The 17,025-nt window shown below is 73.3% G+C and carries 16 protein-coding genes and 2 pseudogenes; 10 read left to right on the top strand and 8 right to left on the bottom strand.

The annotated features are described in order from the left end of the window. From SSQG_RS05205 to SSQG_RS05220, 4 genes and pseudogenes are all read left to right on the top strand, one after another. The coding region (locus SSQG_RS05205; protein WP_039931983.1) for an ROK family transcriptional regulator at nt 1-1,153 on the top strand (1,153 nt) is incomplete at its 5' end. Nucleotides 1,154-1,275: 122 nt separating this feature from the next. Further along, nucleotides 1,276-1,671, top strand: coding sequence for a luciferase family protein (locus tag SSQG_RS05210; RefSeq protein ID WP_003988667.1), 396 nt, complete (start codon nt 1,276-1,278; stop codon nt 1,669-1,671). A 3-nt stretch (nt 1,672-1,674) separates the two neighbouring features. Further along, nucleotides 1,675-2,850: a bifunctional class I SAM-dependent methyltransferase/NUDIX hydrolase gene (locus tag SSQG_RS05215; protein ID WP_039931986.1), complete on the top strand. Its 1,176-nt coding sequence runs from the start codon at nt 1,675-1,677 to the stop codon at nt 2,848-2,850. A 125-nt stretch (nt 2,851-2,975) separates the two neighbouring features. Continuing rightward, nucleotides 2,976-4,218: pseudogene (locus SSQG_RS05220) on the top strand (phosphodiester glycosidase family protein). Between the two features lie 2 nt (nt 4,219-4,220). Here SSQG_RS05220 and SSQG_RS05225 read toward each other — a convergent pair. The 6 genes from SSQG_RS05225 to SSQG_RS05250 form a co-directional block, all read right to left on the bottom strand. Beyond that, nucleotides 4,221-4,415 (bottom strand): hypothetical protein, encoded by a 195-nt coding sequence (locus SSQG_RS05225; RefSeq protein ID WP_003988670.1) that lies wholly within the window; start codon nt 4,413-4,415, stop codon nt 4,221-4,223. Nucleotides 4,416-4,526: 111 nt separating this feature from the next. Beyond that, nucleotides 4,527-5,399 carry a phosphatidylinositol-specific phospholipase C/glycerophosphodiester phosphodiesterase family protein gene (locus SSQG_RS05230; RefSeq protein ID WP_003988671.1) on the bottom strand — a complete coding sequence of 291 codons (873 nt, stop codon included), beginning with the start codon at nt 5,397-5,399 and terminating at the stop codon, nt 4,527-4,529. Nucleotides 5,400-5,584: 185 nt separating this feature from the next. Then, nucleotides 5,585-6,703, bottom strand: coding sequence for an acyl-CoA dehydrogenase family protein (locus SSQG_RS05235; protein WP_003988672.1), 1,119 nt, complete (start codon nt 6,701-6,703; stop codon nt 5,585-5,587). Continuing rightward, on the bottom strand, nt 6,700-7,884 hold the full coding sequence (locus tag SSQG_RS05240; protein ID WP_003988673.1) for an acyl-CoA dehydrogenase family protein: 1,185 nt from the start codon (nt 7,882-7,884) through the stop codon (nt 6,700-6,702). Before SSQG_RS05240 ends, SSQG_RS05235 begins: the two co-directional genes overlap by 4 nt. Continuing rightward, complete coding sequence (locus SSQG_RS05245) at nt 7,881-8,849, bottom strand: NADPH:quinone oxidoreductase family protein (RefSeq protein ID WP_039931987.1); 969 nt, start codon at nt 8,847-8,849, stop codon at nt 7,881-7,883. Before SSQG_RS05245 ends, SSQG_RS05240 begins: the two co-directional genes overlap by 4 nt. An 88-nt stretch (nt 8,850-8,937) precedes the next feature. After that, on the bottom strand, nt 8,938-9,510 hold the full coding sequence (locus tag SSQG_RS05250; RefSeq protein WP_003988676.1) for a helix-turn-helix domain-containing protein: 573 nt from the start codon (nt 9,508-9,510) through the stop codon (nt 8,938-8,940). 78 nt (nt 9,511-9,588) lie between these two features. Here SSQG_RS05250 and SSQG_RS05255 point away from each other — a divergent pair, with 78 nt between their 5' ends. The 5 genes from SSQG_RS05255 to SSQG_RS05275 all read left to right on the top strand — a co-directional run bounded on the left by SSQG_RS05255 (nt 9,589) and on the right by SSQG_RS05275 (nt 14,277). Next, a complete protein-coding gene (locus SSQG_RS05255) occupies nt 9,589-10,530 on the top strand; it encodes an NAD(P)/FAD-dependent oxidoreductase (protein WP_039934792.1) in 942 nt (313 codons plus the stop codon). A gap of 29 nt (nt 10,531-10,559) precedes the next feature. After that, complete coding sequence (locus SSQG_RS05260) at nt 10,560-12,098, top strand: ATP-dependent DNA ligase (protein WP_003988677.1); 1,539 nt, start codon at nt 10,560-10,562, stop codon at nt 12,096-12,098. Continuing rightward, nucleotides 12,095-12,553, top strand: coding sequence for an NUDIX domain-containing protein (locus tag SSQG_RS05265; RefSeq protein ID WP_003988678.1), 459 nt, complete (start codon nt 12,095-12,097; stop codon nt 12,551-12,553). Before SSQG_RS05260 ends, SSQG_RS05265 begins: the two co-directional genes overlap by 4 nt. A gap of 76 nt (nt 12,554-12,629) precedes the next feature. Continuing rightward, nucleotides 12,630-14,015, top strand: coding sequence for an NADP-dependent succinic semialdehyde dehydrogenase (locus tag SSQG_RS05270; RefSeq protein WP_003988679.1), 1,386 nt, complete (start codon nt 12,630-12,632; stop codon nt 14,013-14,015). A 25-nt stretch (nt 14,016-14,040) separates the two neighbouring features. Beyond that, a complete protein-coding gene (locus tag SSQG_RS05275) occupies nt 14,041-14,277 on the top strand; it encodes a DUF6213 family protein (RefSeq protein WP_003988680.1) in 237 nt (78 codons plus the stop codon). A gap of 51 nt (nt 14,278-14,328) precedes the next feature. Here SSQG_RS05275 and SSQG_RS43640 read toward each other — a convergent pair whose 3' ends face one another. Next, on the bottom strand, nt 14,329-14,721 hold the full coding sequence (locus SSQG_RS43640) for a hypothetical protein (protein ID WP_338117244.1): 393 nt from the start codon (nt 14,719-14,721) through the stop codon (nt 14,329-14,331). A gap of 524 nt (nt 14,722-15,245) precedes the next feature. Between SSQG_RS43640 and SSQG_RS05285 the strand changes: the two are divergent. Further along, nucleotides 15,246-15,749, top strand: a pseudogene (locus tag SSQG_RS05285) (cytochrome P450); the annotation flags it as partial. A 13-nt stretch (nt 15,750-15,762) separates the two neighbouring features. Here the strand turns inward: SSQG_RS05285 and SSQG_RS05290 are convergent. Then, a complete protein-coding gene (locus tag SSQG_RS05290; RefSeq protein ID WP_003988683.1) occupies nt 15,763-16,989 on the bottom strand; it encodes an acyl-CoA dehydrogenase family protein in 1,227 nt (408 codons plus the stop codon). Nucleotides 16,990-17,025 lie beyond the last annotated feature (36 nt).

The raw sequence follows: 17,025 nt of genomic DNA on the forward strand, positions 1-17,025 counted from the left end.
CACCCAGCAAGGCATGCGCCGCCGCAACCTCGCCCGGGTGATGCACGCCGTCAGCGCCGAAGGGCCGCTGTCCCGGGCCGCCGTCGCCTCGCGGATCGGTCTGACCCGGGCCGCGGTGTCGACGCTCGTCGACGAACTCATCCGCTCGGGGCTGCTCGAGGAGCTGGGTCCGGAGCGACCGGGGCGGGTGGGCCGCCCCGGGTCGGCGCTCGCCGTCAGCGGGCGCGGACCCGCCGGGATCGGCGCGGAGGTCGGCGTCGACCACCTGGCGGTCTGCGCGGTCGACCTGCGCGGCCGGTTGCGGTCGCAGGCGGTGCGGCAGGGACCGAACCGGGGCCGCTCCCCACGCCCGGTCGTCGAGGAACTCACCGAGCTGATACGCCGGGTCGTCGCCGAGGCGGAGGACGAGGGCCTGTGGCCGGCGGGGCTCGCCGTGGCCGTGCCGGGTCTGGTGGCGCGCGACGCCCGGACCGTGGTCCGTGCCCCGAACCTCGACTGGCAGGACACGGACCTCGGTGACCTGCTGCCGGCGGGCCTCCCGCTGACCGTGGACAACGAGGCCAACTTCGGCGCGCTTGCGGAACTCTGGCTGGGCGACGGCACACCGCGTGACTTCCTGCACGTGTCGGCGGAGATCGGTATCGGTGCGGCGGTCGTGGTGGACGGCGGACTGCTGCGCGGGACCCGCGGTTTCGCGGGCGAGCTGGGACACGTGCCGGTCCGGCCGGACGGCCCGGAGTGCCCGTGCGGCGGGCGCGGGTGCCTGGAGCAGTACGCCGGCGAGGAAGCGGTGCTGCGTGCGGCCGGACTGGAGCCGGACGAGGACCGGGTCGGGCTGCTCGCGGCGCGTGCCGCGGAGGGCGACGAGGACGTGGTCCGTGTGTTGCGCGACGCCGGTACCGCGCTCGGTGTCGCCCTGACCGGGGCGGTCAACCTGCTCGACCCGGAGCGCGTGGTGCTGGGCGGGGAGCTGTCCGGGCTGGCGCCCTGGCTGCTGCCCTCGCTGCGGAACGAGCTGGCGCGGCGCACGGCGGGCCCGGCCTGCCCCGTGTCCGTGTCCCGGCTGGGCCCGCAGGGGCCGCTGCTCGGGGCCGCGCACTCGGTCGTGCGGGCGGTGCTGGACGATCCCGCCACCGTCGCCGCGCGGGCATGAGACCGGTCGTCAACTCCTCCCGGACAACGCCGGATCGAACTCGCGTGCCCCGGCACCTCACGTCCCGGTTACAAACCGCTCAACCTCTGGTTGCGGGCCGGTGAGCGGGCGACGATGGGACCATGACCCTGGCCCAGCGCGCCCTGGAGCGCCTGCAGGCCTGGCCCGACCTGATGGCGGGCCCGGCGAGTTGCGGTACCGGACGGGCGCTCCGATCCGCCCGTGACGAGATAGTCCACTTCCACTCGACGCGGGACGTGGACCTCCACCTCACCCGCCGGGCCATCCAGCGCATCCACTACGACCTCGCGGGTTCGAGCGCGATCCACCTGGTTCCCGGCTCGTGCTGGGTGACGGTCCACCTCGACTGCTCGGCGGACGTCGACCTGCTGCTGGGCCTGGTCAGCATCGCCCTCAAGGCCCACCAGTCCCGGCCCGCTTCCGACGAGCCGCTACCCGCCCGGTGCAACTTCCACCGCGTCACGGTGCTTCCGCGTGACGTGGCGGCGGGCGGCTGAGCCTTGGCGGCCCGACCGGAGGCGGTCAACGCCGAGGCCTGGCGCGCGTACGGGGAACACCATCTGCGGCGCGGCACCGTGCTGCCCGAAGTGGCCGGGATCGGCTGGGGCTTCGAGGACGGGGGGCCGGGGACCGCGGTCCTCGGGGAGCTCACGGGCCGGCGCGTGCTGGACCTCGGGTGCGGTACGGCCCGCCACGCCGCCCATCTGGTCCGTGACCACGGCGCGCTGGTGGACGCGGTCGACGCCTCGCCCGGACAGCACGAGCGGGCGCGCGCCCGCTACGGGACCCTGCCCGGGCTGCGCCTGGTCCTGTCCGACGCCCTGGAGCATCTGCGCACGGCGGAGCCGTACGACGTCATCTACTCGGTCAACGCCGTCCCGTACATCGACCCGCACCGGCTGCTGCCCGCGCTCGCGGGGGCTCTCAAGCCGGGCGGCAGGCTCTGCTTCACCGTGCTGCACACGAACTCGCTGGGTGCGGGGCCGTCGCAGGGGGCCGCCGCCCGGCCGGAGACCCTGCGGCTGGCCGGCGGTGGTGGTGACGTGACCGTCCAGATGTGGGTCCTCGCCGAGGACCTCTGGACGGCCCTGCTCACCGAGCACGGGATGCGGGTGGAACACGTCGACGTCCTCGACGCGCCCCAGGCCGCAAACCACGCGTCCTACCGGCTCTTCCAGGTGACACGGCCCCTGCGCCGCTCCTCCCGGCCGCGCACCGGGAAGCCGCCCGTGGCCCATGCCGCCCTCGGGGTCGGCGCCCTCCTGCACGGTCCCCGCGGGCTGCTCCTCGGACGGCACCGGCACGGCACGTGGGAGCTGCCCGGCGGGACCGTGGAGCCCGGCGAGTCCCTGCGGGAGGCGGTCGTGCGCGAACTCGGCGAGGAGACGGGCCTCGAGGCCCGCCCGGAGGACGTCCGGCTGCTCGGGACGCTCCTCGACGACGCGGGCGGTGTCGTACGGGTGACCGTGGCCGCCCGGGTCACGGCCTGGCGCGGCGAGCCGTCGGACCAGCCCGGGGAGAGCGTGGGCCGCTGGCGCTGGTTCGGTCTGGACCGCCTGCCGGAGGAGCTGTTCGTGTGCAGCGCGCAGGCGCTCACGGCCTGGCGGCCCGGCCTGCCGATCGACCACGCGCCCGCTCGTTTCACGCCGTACGCCACTGGAACGGACGACAGCTGAAGCACCCGGAGGGGTACGTTTTCTCACCCGTTCCCGCGTAGTCGGCGCAGAGGTACTCCGTCCGCCCCCCGCTGTCTGCTGCACTTCCTCTGACAGTCGGAAAACCTGACGAGACATCAGGGGGCATGGTGACAGGTCGTCACAAGCGACGGGGAGCAGGCAGAACGGTCCTGGCGTTTCTCACGGCGTTCGGCGCGCTGGCCGGTGCGGCCCTGGTGGGGGCGGCACCGGCCGGCGCCGCCCAGGAGGCCGTCGCGGTCGCTCCGGGCGTGACGTACGAGCAGTTCGACATCCCCGCGGCCGCAGGGACGACGCACGCGCATGTGCTGAGCGTCGACCTGGACCATCCGCGTGTCCGGGTGGATCTGCTGTACCCCGGGGCGGTGGCCTCCCGCGCGGCGGTCTCGCGGATGGCCGACGGCCAGGGGGCCGTCGCCGGTGTCAACGGGGGACTTCTTCAACATCAGCGAGGCCCAGCACCCCGGCGTCGAGGCGACCGGCGCGAGCGTGGGGCCCGCGATCGCGGGCGGGCAGACACTGAAGGCGGCCGTGCCCGACGGCCAGCGCTTCGGGCCGGCGCTGCCGCCCGGCACGACCACCGAGGACGTGTTCGGCGTCGGCACCGACGGGCGTGCCCGGCTGGACCGACTGGCCCTCGACGGCTCGGTCCGTACCCCGGAGGCGCGGCTGCCGCTCGGCGGGCTCAATCAGTACGCGCTGCCGGTGGGTTCGGTCGGCGCGTTCACCACCGACTGGGGCGGCGTCTCGCGCGTGCGCGCCACCTGCGGCACGGACACCGACCGGGCCGCTCCGTGCAGCACGGACACGTACGAGGTGACGGTCCGGGGCGGCCGGGTCGTCTCGGCCGCCGACACCCCCGGCAGCGGCAGCATCAGCAAGGGCACGACCGTGCTGGTCGGCCGGGAGGGGGGTGCCCAGCAGCTGCGGAAGCTCTCCACCGGCGACGCGGTCGAGGTCGAGCACCGTCTCGTGGCGGCCGGGAACGGCGTGCCGTACCGGCTCGCCCTCGGCGGCTACCCGGTCCTCACGGGTGGGCGGCCGCTGCCGGGCCTGGACGACACGACCTCGGCCGTACGGACGGCCGTGGGCATCGCCGACGGCGGGCGGCGCATGCTGCTGCTGGCACTGGACGGCGCGCCCGCCTACCGCAGCGGGCTGACGATCGCCGAAGTGGCCGCCGCCATGCGCCGGCTGGGCTCCGCGGACGCCTTCAGCCTGGACGGCGGCGGGTCGTCGACGCTGGTGGCCCGGAAGCCGGGCGCGAAGAGCGTCTCCGTACGCAACCACCCGAGCGGCGGCGCCGAACGGGCCGTCCCGAACGGCATCGGCGTGTTCTCGGGGTCCTGACCTCAGGGCCGCAGACTGCTGACGATGTCCGCCGTCGCCGTGAGCCCGCTCTGGATGGAGGGGGCGATGCTCGTGCTGGCCAGGTAGAAGCCGAGCATCAGGCAGACCAGCGCATGGGAGACCTTCAGCCCGCCGCTGCGCAGGAAGATCAGCGTCAGGATCAAGAGCAGCAGCACCACAGAGATGGAAATGGCCATCGTCAACTCCTCCGCCACGCCGCCATGTCCGGTTCACGGCGTTCGGCCGTAAGTGTGGCGTAGCGGAGGGTTCGTCCGGGCGGCTGACCTGTCCGCCGAACGTGTGATGTCCTACCGGTCCCGCACCGCCCGCCGGGTGTCGAGGAACTCCTCCAGTCCGGCGAGGTCGTCGGTGTTGAGGAAGTCGACGTCCGCGGCGAGCAGTTCGCCCCACAGCGCGTCGCGGGCGGGTCCGGCCAGGTCCGGGGTGGCCCAGAACCGCACTTTCTGCCCCCGCCGGTGCGCGGTGCGGACGATGCCCCGCAGCTTCTCCCGTTCGGCGTCCGGGAACGCGCCCACGCCCTGCCAGGTGAAGTTGAGTGTCCAGTTGTCGCTGATCAGCGGGATGAAGGAGGCCGGCGCAGGGCTGCCGAGGTCGGCGAGGCGGCCGTCGTAGAAGGCGCGCCGGACGGTTTGCGCCTCCATGGGCGCGCGGGCCGCGCGGTCGCCCGAGACGACGGCGGTGACGGGGCCGTGCCGGACGTGGCCGTGGGCGTACGTCGTGAACAGGTGCCGGTAGCGCCCGAGGTGGCGGTCGAGTTCGCGGTACGTCGACGCGCCCTCGGTCTTGATGTCGACGAGGAGCTGCAGCGACCCGCGGTACCCCCGGTACACGCGGCCGCGGTTGGCCCGGACGCGCGCGGCGAGGGGGTCGAGGTAGAGGGATTCGAGGGTCCGCGCCGGGTCGAGGTCCTCAGGGTCGTGGGCGACGAGGAGCTGGTCGCCGACGAGGTGGACGTCGGCTTCGACGCTGCCGAACCGGTGGTCCAGGGCGTCGAGCAGGGGGCGTGGGTGCTCGTAGTCGTTGTGGGCGTGGGCGCGCCACAACGGACGGGTCCCGTGACCCCGTTCGCCCGCCGTCGCGGGGCCGGCGGGGAGGGCGACCGAGCCCGCGAGGGCGGCGCCGAGCGTGGTGAGGGCTCTGCGACGGGTGGTGAGGGCCATGCTCTGCCTCCCTGGAAGTGCCGTACGGGAACCCTGCGAGTATGGGGTCCCGGCAGGTCCAAGGAGCAGGCCCGCGCGTGGAGTTGGCCGGACTGCCGCCCGGCGTTCACTTCGCCCGAGGGGGCTGCACGAAAAGGCCCGCCCCAGGTGGGGCGGGCTTTCCGCGGCCGTGAGCCAGGTGTACGTCAGGGGGCCTGGAGGTCGACCAGTGCGGCCAGTGCCTCCCGGTGGGCGCCCGCCGTGCCGTACGCGATCGAGTCGGCCTTGGCGCGCTTCAGGTACAGGTGCACCGGGTGCTCCCACGTCATGCCGATGCCGCCGTGCAGTTGCAGGGCTTCCTCGGCGGCGTGGACGGCCACGGGCGCCGCGAAGGCCTGGGCGACGGCGACCGCCACGTCGGCGTCCTCGCCGGTGGACAGCGCGTCGGCGGCGTTGCGGGCGGCCGCGCGGAGGTTGACGACCTCCAGCCACAGCTGGGCCAGCCGGTGTTTGAGCGCCTGGAAGCCGCCGACGGGCCGGTTGAACTGCTTGCGTTCCTTCAGGTAGCGGACGGTCTCGGTCAGCGTCCACTCGGCGAGGCCGGACTGTTCGGAGGCGAGCAGCCCGGCGCCCGCGCGCAGGGCACGGCGTACGGCGGGTTCGGCGTCGCCCAGGAGGTGGCCGGTGGCGCCGTCGAGGGTGACGGTGGCGAGCGGCCGGGTCAGGTCCAGGGAGACCTGGGGCGTGACGGTCGCGGCCGTGGCGTCGACCGCGTACAGCCCGCCGTCGTCCGCGGGTACGAGCAGCACGTCGGCGGCGCCGGCGTCGGCGACGCCGGTCACCTCACCGCGCAGCGCCCCGCCTTCGTGGCGTACGGCCTTGTACGCCCCGCCCGGCGCGACGTTCAGCGCGACCGCGAGGGCGCCGATCCTGCGCCCCGACGCCAGTTCGCCGAGGAGCTCGTCGGCGATGGGGGTCCCCCCGCTCGAGCGGAGCCGAGAGTGGGGGAAGGCCAGCAGGGCCTCGGTCGCGACGACGGCACTCGTCAGGTACGGCACGGGCGCGACGGCCCGGCCCAGCTCCTCCAGGACGACCGCGGCCTCGCGGTGGGTGGCGCCCTGACCGCCCAGGGACTCCGGGACCAGGAGACCGGCGAGGCCCATGCCGTCGGCCAGCGCCTTCCACGCCGCGCGGTCGTGCGGGGCACCGGACTCCGTGCGGGCGATCACGCCGGGCGCGTCGCAGTGGTCGGCGAGCAGGTCGCGGACGGCGGCGCGCAGCGCCTCTTCCTCCTCCGAGTACAGCAGATCGGGCTGTGCGCTCATCGGGTCAGGTCCTTCCAGGCGACGTCCTTGTCGGTGCGCGGTTCGGCGGGCAGGCCGAGGACGCGCTCGGCGACGATGTTCAGCAGGACCTCGGTGGTCCCGCCCTCGATGCTGTTGCCCTTGGAGCGCAGGTAGCGGTAGCCGGCCTCGCGGCCGGTGAAGTCGACCAGTTCCGGGCGGCGCATGGTCCAGTCGTCGTACGACAGCCCCTCCTCGCCGAGGAGTTCGACCTCCAGGCCGCTGATCTCCTGGTTGAGGCGGGCGAAGGCCAGCTTCATGCCGGCGCCCTCGGGGCCGGGCTGGCCCGCGACGAGCTGCTGGCGCAGGCGTTCGGCGGTGAGGCGGGCGACCTCGGACTCGACCCAGAGCTTCAGCAGCCGCTGGTGCAGGTCGTGGGTGCGCAGCTCGGGGCGTTCGCGCCAGGTCCTGGCGGCCGGTCCGATCATGCCGCCCTCGCGGGGCAGCCGCATGCCGCCGATGGCGACGCGTTCGTTGTTGAGCGTGGTCTGCGCGACGCGCCAGCCGTCGCCGATCTCGCCGAGGCGGCGGGAGTCGGGGATGCGGACGTCGGTGAGGAAGACCTCGTTGAACTCGGCCTCACCGGTGATCTGCCGCAGCGGCCGGACCTCGACGCCGGGGTCGGTCATGTCGCAGACGAAGTAGGTGATGCCGGCGTGCTTGGGCACGTCCGGGTCGGTGCGGGCGATGAGGATGGCCCAGCGGGAGTTGTGCGCCCCGGAGGTCCACACCTTCTGCCCGTTCACCACCCAGTCACCGTCGTCCTGCCGGACGGCACGGGTGCCGAGCGCCGCGAGGTCGGAGCCGGCGCCGGGCTCGCTGAACAGCTGGCACCAGACCTCCTCGCCGGTCCACAGCGGCCGCAGAAAGCGCCGCTTCTGCTCCTCGGTGCCGTACTTGAGGATCGTCGGGGCGGCCATGCCGAGCCCGATGCCGTTGCGGCGCGAGTCGTTGTCGGGGGCGCCGGCCGCCTCCAGCTCGGCGTCCACGACGGCCTGGAGGGAACGGGGCGCACCGAGTCCGCCGAGACCTTCCGGGTAGTGCACCCATGCCAGCCCGGCGTCGAAGCGGGCCCGGAGGAAGTCCAGGCGGTCGGTCGAGGCCGGCGGCAGGGCGGCCAGCAACTCCCGTGTACGACGGCGCAGTTCCTCGGCACTGCTCATGCTGCTGCCTCCTCCATGACGACGGCGACCCGGCCGGTGGTGAGTCCGTCCGCGACCTTCTGCACGGCCGCGGCGGCCCCGGCGAGCGGCACCCGCTCGCTCACCAGCGGCTTGATCGCGCCCCGGGCGGCCAGGTCGGTGAGCTGCTCGTGGCAGTGCTGGACCAGCTTCGGGTTCTTGGTGTTGTACAGGCCCCAGTGCAGCCCCAGGATGGAGTAGTTCTTCACCAGGGCGTGGTTCAGGCCGGGGCTGGGGATCGTGCCGCTGGCGAAGCCGACGACCACGATGCGCCCCTCGAAGGCGACGACCTTGGCGGACTGGGCGTAGGCCTCGCCGCCGACCGGGTCGTAGATCACGTCGGCGCCCCGGCCGCCGGTGGCCTCCTTGACGGCGGCGACGACGTCCTCGGCGCGCCGGTCGATCACGACGTCGCAGCCCAGCTCACGGGCGACGGCCGCCTTCCCGGAGCCGCCGACGACACCGATGACGGTGGCGCCGGCGGCCTTCCCGAGCTGCACGGCCGCGCTGCCGACCCCTCCAGCGGCAGCGTGGACGAGCAGGGTCTCCCCCGCCTCCAGACCGGCCCGGCGGTGCAGACCGAACCAGCCCGTCTGGTACCCGATGTGCAGGGCGGCGGCCTCCGCGTCGTCCAGGGCGTCCGGCGCCGGCAGCAAGGCGGCGGAGTCGGCGACGGCGTACTCGGCGAAGCCGCCGTGCGGCAGTGCCGGGTTGGCGATCACCCGGCGGCCGTCCTCGGTCTCGCCGCAGATCTCCACGCCCGGGGTGAACGGCAGCGGCGGCCTGACCTGGTACTGACCCCGGCACAGCAGCGCGTCGGGGAAGTTGATGTTCGCGGCGCGCACCTTCAGCAGGACCTGGCCGTCACCGGGCGTGGGCGGCTCGGCGTCCTCGAGCCGCATCACCTCGCTCGGCTCGCCGTTCTCGTGCACGTGCCATGCCTGCATGCGGTGCCTCCACGGGGGACTGCTTCGTCTGACCGGGGTCGTTCGCATACTAAGCGGTCGCTTGCCGATCAGGGAACAGTCAGATGCGTCACGACCGCTTCGGCCGTGCCCGGACGTGCATCCGCTCGCCCTGCGGGCCGAACAGACTGAGGAACTCCACGGGCCCCTCCCCGGTCGACCCGAACCAGTGCGGAACCCGGGTGTCGAACTCGGCGGCCTCCCCCGCCGTCAGCACCACGTCGTGCTCGCCCAGCACGAGACGCAGTTTTCCGGACAGCACGTACAGCCACTCGTAGCCCTCGTGCGTGCGCGTGTCCGGCTCCTGCCTGCGCTTCGGCTCCAGCACCTTGTACGCCTGCAGGCCGCCGGGCTGGCGGGTGAGCGGCCAGTGGGTGCGGCCGCCCATCACGATCGGTTTCGACCGCACGCGCGGATCACCGGCCGACGGGGCTCCGACCAGTTCGTCCAGCGCCACCTGGTGAGCGCGCGCGATCGGCAGCAGCAGTTCCAGACTGGGCTTACGCAGGCCGGACTCCAGTCGCGACAGGGTGCTGACGGAGATGCCGGTGGTCTCGGAGAGCGCCGCCAGGGTCACCTCCCGCTCCTTGCGCATCTGCCGCAGCCGGGGGCCGACGCCCGCGAGTACCTGGTCCGTAGTCATGGTCGTATTGCAGATTCGGCAAACACGTTTGTCAATACCGAAGGGCCGGGGCGACTCTCGGCGGCGGAGGTGGTCACCATGACCGAGAAGTACGCGGTGGCAGTCGTCGGCGGGGGTGCCGCGGGCCTGTCCGCCGCGCTGGTGCTCGGCCGGGCCCGGCAGCGCACGCTGGTGGTCGACGCGGGCGAGCCGCGCAACGCCCCGGCCGCGCACATGCAGGGCTACCTGACGCGGGACGGGATGCCACCCGCCGAGTTCCTGGCGATCGGCCGGGAGGAGATCGCCCGGTACGGCGTGGAGTTCGTGCGGGACCGGGTGGTGGAGGTGGCGAAGGGCGGGGCCGAGGACGAGGACTTCACCGTGGGGCTGGCCGGCGGGCGGACCGTGCGGGCCCGGCGGCTGGTCGTCGCGACCGGGCTGCGGGACGAGCTGCCGACGGTTCCCGGGGTCGCCGACCGGTTCGGCCGGGACGTGCTGCACTGCCCCTTCTGCCACGGCTGGGAGGTGCGCGACCAGCCGTTCGGCGTGCTCGGCACCAGCCCGAACAGCGTGCACCAGGCGCTGATGGTCTCCCGGTGGTCGAAGGACGTGCGGTTCTTCCTGCACACGGTCGCCGAGGAGGAACTGTCCGACGACGATCTGCGCCGGCTCGCCGCGGCCGGGGTGGACGTGGTGCCGGGCGAGGTCGCGGGGCTGGTGGTCGAGGACGACCGGCTGACCGGCGTCCGGCTCACCGACGGGTCGATGCACGCCCGCTCCGTCCTGTTCGTCGCCCCGCACGCCGTCCCGCGGAACGGGCTCCTGGAACGGCTCGGCGCCGAGCTGCACGAGACGCCCTTCGGCGCCTATCCGGTGGTCGACCCGACCGGGCTGACGACGGTGCCGGGCGTGTGGGCCGCGGGCAACGCGATCGGCTTCGCCGAGCAGGTGGTCCACGCGGCGAGCGGCGGCTACCGGGCGGCGTCGGCGATCGTGGGTGACCTGCTGATGACGGACCTCGACGCCGCCGTGCGGGTGTAGAGGCGCCCCCTGCGGTGCACCATGGCTGCATGCTGCTGCACCGGCTGGCCCGAGTGTCCCAGGAGGTCGCCGCCACCTCGGCGCGGTCCCGGAAGACCGCCCTGCTCGCGGAGCTCTTCCGGGAGGCCGAGGCCGACGACGTGCCGATCGTCATCCCCTACCTGGCGGGACGGCTGCCGCAGGGCCGGATCGGCGTCGGGTGGAAGGTCCTGAGCCGCCCCGTCGCCCCGGCCTGCGATCCGGTCCTGACCGTACGGGAGGTGGACGTACGGCTGTCGGAGCTCGCCCAGGTGTCCGGCCCCGGCTCCCAGGCGGAACGGGCCCGGCTGGTGGGCGCGTTGATGGGCGCGGCCACCGAGGACGAGCAGCGCTTCCTCATCGGGCTGCTCACCGGCGAGGTGCGGCAGGGCGCGCTGGACGCGGTCGCCGTCGAGGGACTGGCCCAGGCGACCGGGGCGGCGCCGGCAGAGGTACGGCGGGCGGTGATGCTCGCGGGCTCGCTGCAGGCAGTGGCCGAGGCGCTGCTCGCGGACGGCCCCGCCGCCCTGGACCGGTTCCGCCTCACCGTCGGCCGCCCGGTCTGGCCGATGCTGGCGCACAGCGCCTCCTCGGTGGCCGAGGCGGTGGACAAGCTCGGCGCCTGCGCGGTCGAGGAGAAGCTGGACGGCATCCGCGTCCAGGTGCACCGGGACGGCGACTCGGTGCGGCTCTACACCCGCACCCTCGACGACATCACCGGCCGGCTGCCCGAAGTGACGGCCGCCGCGCTGGAGTTGCGGGGCGAGCGGTTCATCCTGGACGGCGAGGTGATCTCCTTCGACGAGGGCGGCCGCCCCCGCTCGTTCCAGGAGACCGCCGGGCGCGTCGGCTCCCGTACCGACGTGGCGACGGCCGCCCGTGCGGTGCCCGTCTCGCCCGTCTTCTTCGACGCGCTGTCCGTCGACGGCCACGACCTGCTCGACCTGCCGTTCGCCGAGCGGCACGCCGAACTGGCCCGGCTGGTCCCCGAGCCGACGCGGGTCCGGCGCACCACGGTGTCGGGCCCGGACGACGTGCGCACGGCGGAGGAGTTCCTCGCAGAGACCCTGAAGCGAGGCCACGAGGGCGTCGTCGTCAAGGCGCTGGACGCCCCCTACAGCGCGGGCCGGCGCGGTGCGGCCTGGCTGAAGGTCAAGCCCGTCCACACCCTCGACCTGGTCGTCCTGGCCGCCGAGTGGGGCCACGGCCGCCGCACCGGCAAGCTCTCCAACCTCCACCTCGGCGCCCGCACCGCCGACGGCGGCCTGGCCATGCTCGGCAAGACCTTCAAGGGCATGACCGACGCGATGCTCACCTGGCAGACCGAACGGCTCCAGCGGCTCGCCGTCGAGGACAACGGATACGTCGTGACCGTACGTCCGGAGCTCGTCGTCGAGATCGCCTACGACGGCCTGCAGCGCTCCACCCGCTACCCCGCCGGTGTCACCCTGCGCTTCGCCCGCGTGGTCCGCTACCGCGAGGACAAGCGCCCGGAGGACGCCGACACGGTGGAGACGCTGCTGGCCGCGCACCCGGGGGTGGGCCCGTGAAGCGCAGTGCCGGCCTGCTGCTCTTCCACCACACCGCCGACGGCCTCCAGGTGCTGCTCGGCCACATGGGCGGCCCCTTCTTCGCCCGGCGCGACGCCGGGGCCTGGACCGTCCCCAAGGGCGAGTACGAGCCCGACGAGTCCGCCTGGGCGGCCGCCCACCGCGAGTTCGAGGAGGAGCTGGGGCTGCCCCCGCCCGACGGCGAGGCCATCGCCCTGGGCGAGGTCCGGCAGACAGGCGGCAAGATCGTCACGGTCTGGGCGATCGAGGCCGACCTCGACCCGGCGACGATCACGCCCGGCACGTTCCGGATGGAGTGGCCGCCGCGCTCGGGACAGCTCCAGGAGTTTCCCGAGCTCGACCGGGTGGCGTGGTTCGGTCTCGACCGGGGCCGCGAGGTGATCGTCAAGGCGCAGGTGGCGTTTCTCGACCGCCTGGCGGAGCACTCGGCCTGAGGAGACGCTCCCGCGTTGCGGTCCCGTCCGCCGCGCGGGAAGGTCGAGACACAGCCCGCTCCGAGGGAGGTCAGCCATGCCCATCGCAACGGTGAACCCGGCGAACGGCGAGACGCTCAAGACGTACGAGGCCATGGGCGAGGAGGAGATCGAGCGTCGGCTCCAGCTCGCGGAGGCCACCTTCCGGACGTACCGGACGACGACGTTCGAGGAGCGCGCCCGGCTGCTGAACAGGGCCGCCGACCTCCTCGACGAGGACCAGCAGGACATCGCCCGCGTGATGACCACGGAGATGGGCAAGCCGGTCCAGCAGGCACGCGCCGAGGCGGCGAAGTGCGCCAAGGCGATGCGCTGGTACGCCGACCACGCCGAGGAACTGCTCGCCGAGGAGGAACCCTCCGACACCGACGTGAAGGACTCCGGCGCGTCCCGCGTACGGGTCCGCTACCGGCCGCTGGGGCCGGTGCTGGCGGTGATGCCGTGGAACTTCCCGCTCTGGCAGGTGGTCCGCTTCGCCGCGCCCGCGCTGATGGCGGGCAACGTGGGCCTGCTCAAGCACGCCTCCAACGTCCCGCAGACCGCCCTCTACCTGGAGGACCTGTTCCACCGGGCCGGCTTCACCGAGGGCTGTTTCCAGACGCTGCTGATCGGCTCCGGCGCGGTCGACGAGATCCTGCGCGACGAGCGCGTCAAGGCGGCCACCCTCACCGGCAGCGAACCGGCGGGCCGCGCGGTCGCCTCCACCGCCGGCGAGATGATCAAGAAGACGGTGCTGGAGCTGGGCGGTAGCGACCCGTTCGTGGTCATGCCCTCCGCCGACATCGACCGGGCCGCCAAGGTCGCGGTGACCGCGCGCGTGCAGAACAACGGGCAGTCGTGCATCGCAGCCAAGCGCTTCATCGTGCACACGGACGTCTACGACGCGTTCGCCGAGCGTTTCACCGCGGGCATGGAGGCGCTGAAGGTCGGCGACCCCTTGGCCGACGACACCGAGATCGGGCCGCTCTCCAGCGAACAGGGACTGCGCGATCTGGAGGAACTGGTCGACGACGCGGTGCGCGGCGGTGCGGCGGTGCTGTGCGGTGGCGAACGGCCGGACGGGCCCGGCTGGTACTTCCGGCCGACGATCCTCGCGGGCATCACCCGGGAGATGCGCATCCACCGGGAGGAGGCGTTCGGGCCGGTCGCCACGCTGTACCGGGCGGCCGACCTGGACGAGGCCGTGCTGATCGCGAACGACTCGCCGTTCGGGCTGAGTTCGAACGTGTGGACCCGCGACGAGGCCGAGGTGGACCGGTTCGTCCGCGATCTGGAGGCGGGCGGGGTGTACGTGAACGGCATGACGGCGTCCCATCCGGCGTTCCCGTTCGGCGGGGTGAAGCGGTCCGGGTACGGGCGTGAGCTGTCCGGGCACGGAATCCGCGAGTTCTGCAACATCACGACTGTTTGGCATGGTGCGTGAGTGTTGCGGGGCTACGATCCCGTCTGTGAACCGCGAAGTGACTCTGCCGTTGATCGTCGACGACCGCGGGGCCTTGCAGGTGGCTGCTGCCGATGTGAGCAAGCTGTTGCGGACGGTCGGGGGCCGGTGGGTGCGGCTGGTGGAGTCCGGGGAGTCGGGGCTCGACGAGGACACGGTGGCGGCGTTGACGATCGAGCTCGCGAAGCTGGCCGACCGTATCGACGTGGCTTGTATCGCGCACAGCAGTGGGGGTGCGTCGTGAGTCGTGCGGCTGCGGGTTCGGCTGTGGCCGCTCGCGCGGTTCCCCGCGCCCCTAGGGGGTCGGCTCCACCAGCGTGGACCAGAACATCGCCTCGTAGTGTTGCAGCAGGCGGCCGTACTCGTGTGCCAGTGACTCGGTGAGTCGCCCGGCGTCCAGACCCGCCCGCACCGCCGCCGTCGCCGTCTCGTCCAGTTCGGGCGAGGGCTCCGCGAAGAAGTCGAAGAAGGCACAGGCCGTGTCGTCGAAGCCGTAGTGCCGGCGCAACGCCGTGGCGATCGTCGCGCAATAGCCTCCCCACGCCGAGAAGTTGGCCGTCAGGGCCAGGACGGCATCGGCGGGCGAGCCGTTCAGGGCCAGCCAGGCGACGTACGAGGGGTAGGCCTGACAGCCCGGGCGCGGTGCGTACGACGCCGCGCCCTCGGCGTCCACACCGCACGCCGTCACGAAGGCCTCCCAGCTGGTTCCTGCGCCAGCGCCTCGCCCTCCGACGAGCATCCGAAGAAGGCAGCGGCCTCGGGATCGGTCACAAGAGAGCGCTCGGCCAAGGTGCTAGAACGCGCGGCGGTCCGCGGGGGATGACCGCGGCCTGTTCCAGCGCGAGGGCGGCGAGCACGGGAGCGGGGTGCCTCGCCACGGGCGATCCGGGGGACCACGGGGTTGGAGCAGGGATCCGGGGCGAGCCGGGCAGTGGTAGTCTTCAGCAGGTCCCGGGCCGTGCGCGTCATCGCGTCCTCCCTCGGTGCGGGTGCGGGTCTTCGCCCAGCCTGGCGCAGCGTCCCCGGTACGGAGCAGCCCGACGCGACCCCGGCGTCCCATCGGGTGACCGTGGAAGCACCTTGGGCCGCAGGCACGGCGGGGACGAGACGAGGTGGGATGAGCGAAGGGACGATCACCCGGACGCCGCCCCCGGTCCCCCGGGGCAGGCTCGTCGCGGCGCGCGGGGTGGAGCGGGAGCGCGAGCGGTCCCGACCCGGCTGATCCTGTCCGCCCCGCACGGCACCGAGAGCGGCGAGAGGGCGAAGAGGGACATGGGCGCCTGCTTCTCCGAGCTGATCGGCCTGCGCCGGGACGGCACGGGCGAGGACGTCACGTCCCTGCTCGCCGCCGCCGTGGGCCGGGGCGGGATGACGCCGGCGGAGGCGGTGGGCCTCGCGGTGCCGCTCCAGACCGGCGGCGAGACGGTCATGGGCACCAGCGGCCGGTTGTTCCACGTCCTGCTGACCCACCCGGAACTCGCCGAACGGCTGCGTGCCGAACCGGAGATCCGCCCCCGCGCCGTCCACGCACTGCTGCGCCGCCCGGGGACGGCGGATCGCCTGGGCGGCACGCCGGCGAGGCTGGAGGCCGAGCTTCTGGTCGACGCGCTCCTCGACGGAGTACCGGGCCTGCGGCTCGCCGTACCCGCCGGAGAGGTGCCCCTCGGGAAGGGCCCGCTGAGCCGCGTGCCCGAGACCCTTCCCGTGACGTGGTGAGCCAGGGCCCGGTCTAACGGATCGGCACGCCCGCCAGCGTGCGCGCGATCACCAGCCGCTGGATCTCGCTCGTCCCCTCGAAGATCGTGTAGATCGCCGCATCACGGTGCATACGCTCCACCGGATACTCCCGCGTGTACCCGTTCCCGCCCAGGATCTGGATCGCCTGAGCGGTGACCTTCTTCGCCGTCTCGCTCGCGAACAGCTTGGACATCGACCCCTCGGCGGCCGTGAACGGCTTCCCGTTGACCGCCATCCACGACGCCCGCCACACCAGCAGCCGCGCCGCGTCGATGGACGTCCGCATGTCCGCGAGCTGGAAGGCGACGCCCTGGTTGTCGATGATCGGCCGGCCGAACTGCTCGCGGGTCTTCGCGTAGTCGAGGGCGACCTCGTACGCGGCCCGGGCGGTGCCCACCGCCATGGCCCCGACCGCGGGGCGGCTCGCCTCGAACGTGGCCATGGCCGCGTTCTTCACGCGCTCCCCGCTCTGCTTCGCCCGCTCCCGCGCCCGGGCCAGCCGCTCGTCCAGCTTCTCCTTGCCGCCGAGCAGGCAGGAGCCGGGAACCCGCACGTTGTCCAGGATGACCTCGGCGGTGTGCGAGGCGCGGATCCCGTGCTTCTTGAACTTCTGCCCCTGGGCCAGCCCGGGCGTGCCCGGCGGGACGATGAAGGAGGCGTGGCCCTTGGAGCCGAGCTCCGGGTCGACCACCGCGACCACGACGTGGACGTTGGCGATGCCGCCGTTGGTCGCCCAGGTCTTGGTGCCGTTGAGGACCCACTCGTCCTTGGCCTCGTCGTACACGGCCCGGGTGCGCATGGAGGCGACGTCGGAGCCGGCGTCGGGCTCGGAGGAGCAGAAGGCCGCGACCTTGACGTCGTTCGCGTCGCCGTACATCTGGGGGATCCAGGTGCCGACCTGCTCCTCGGTGCCGTTGGCGAGGACGCCGACGGCGGCGAGGCCGGTGCCGACGATGGACAGGGCGATGCCCGCGTCGCCCCAGAACAGCTCCTCCATCGCCATCGGTATGCCGAGGCCGGTGGGGTCGAAGTACTGCTGGGCGTAGAAGTCCAAGGAGTAGATGCCGACCTTGGCGGCCTCCTGGATGACCGGCCAGGGAGTCTCCTCACGCTCGTCCCATTCGGCGGCCGCGGGGCGGATCACATCGGCCGCGAAGCCGTGCAGCCAGTCCCGGACCTCCTTCTGTTCGTCGTTGAGCTCCATGGTGAACTCGGCCATGTCGGTCCCCTCCAGCGGCGGCACGAGGTGCCTGTT

The sequence above is a fragment of the Streptomyces viridochromogenes DSM 40736 genome, assembly GCF_000158955.1.
GTDB lineage: Bacteria > Actinomycetota > Actinomycetes > Streptomycetales > Streptomycetaceae > Streptomyces > Streptomyces venetus.

Coding starts and splice junctions, on each gene's coding strand:
- SSQG_RS05260 (WP_003988677.1), top strand. CDS start 10,560: ATGCTGCTGCACCGGCTGGCCCGAGTGTCCCAGGAGGTCGCCGCCACC.
- SSQG_RS05250 (WP_003988676.1), bottom strand. CDS start 9,510: ATGACTACGGACCAGGTACTCGCGGGCGTCGGCCCCCGGCTGCGGCAG.
- SSQG_RS05270 (WP_003988679.1), top strand. CDS start 12,630: ATGCCCATCGCAACGGTGAACCCGGCGAACGGCGAGACGCTCAAGACG.
- SSQG_RS05230 (WP_003988671.1), bottom strand. CDS start 5,399: ATGGCCCTCACCACCCGTCGCAGAGCCCTCACCACGCTCGGCGCCGCC.
- SSQG_RS05290 (WP_003988683.1), bottom strand. CDS start 16,989: ATGGCCGAGTTCACCATGGAGCTCAACGACGAACAGAAGGAGGTCCGG.
- SSQG_RS05245 (WP_039931987.1), bottom strand. CDS start 8,849: ATGCAGGCATGGCACGTGCACGAGAACGGCGAGCCGAGCGAGGTGATG.
- SSQG_RS05235 (WP_003988672.1), bottom strand. CDS start 6,703: ATGAGCGCACAGCCCGATCTGCTGTACTCGGAGGAGGAAGAGGCGCTG.
- SSQG_RS05255 (WP_039934792.1), top strand. CDS start 9,589: ATGACCGAGAAGTACGCGGTGGCAGTCGTCGGCGGGGGTGCCGCGGGC.
- SSQG_RS05225 (WP_003988670.1), bottom strand. CDS start 4,415: ATGGCCATTTCCATCTCTGTGGTGCTGCTGCTCTTGATCCTGACGCTG.
- SSQG_RS05240 (WP_003988673.1), bottom strand. CDS start 7,884: ATGAGCAGTGCCGAGGAACTGCGCCGTCGTACACGGGAGTTGCTGGCC.
- SSQG_RS05210 (WP_003988667.1), top strand. CDS start 1,276: ATGACCCTGGCCCAGCGCGCCCTGGAGCGCCTGCAGGCCTGGCCCGAC.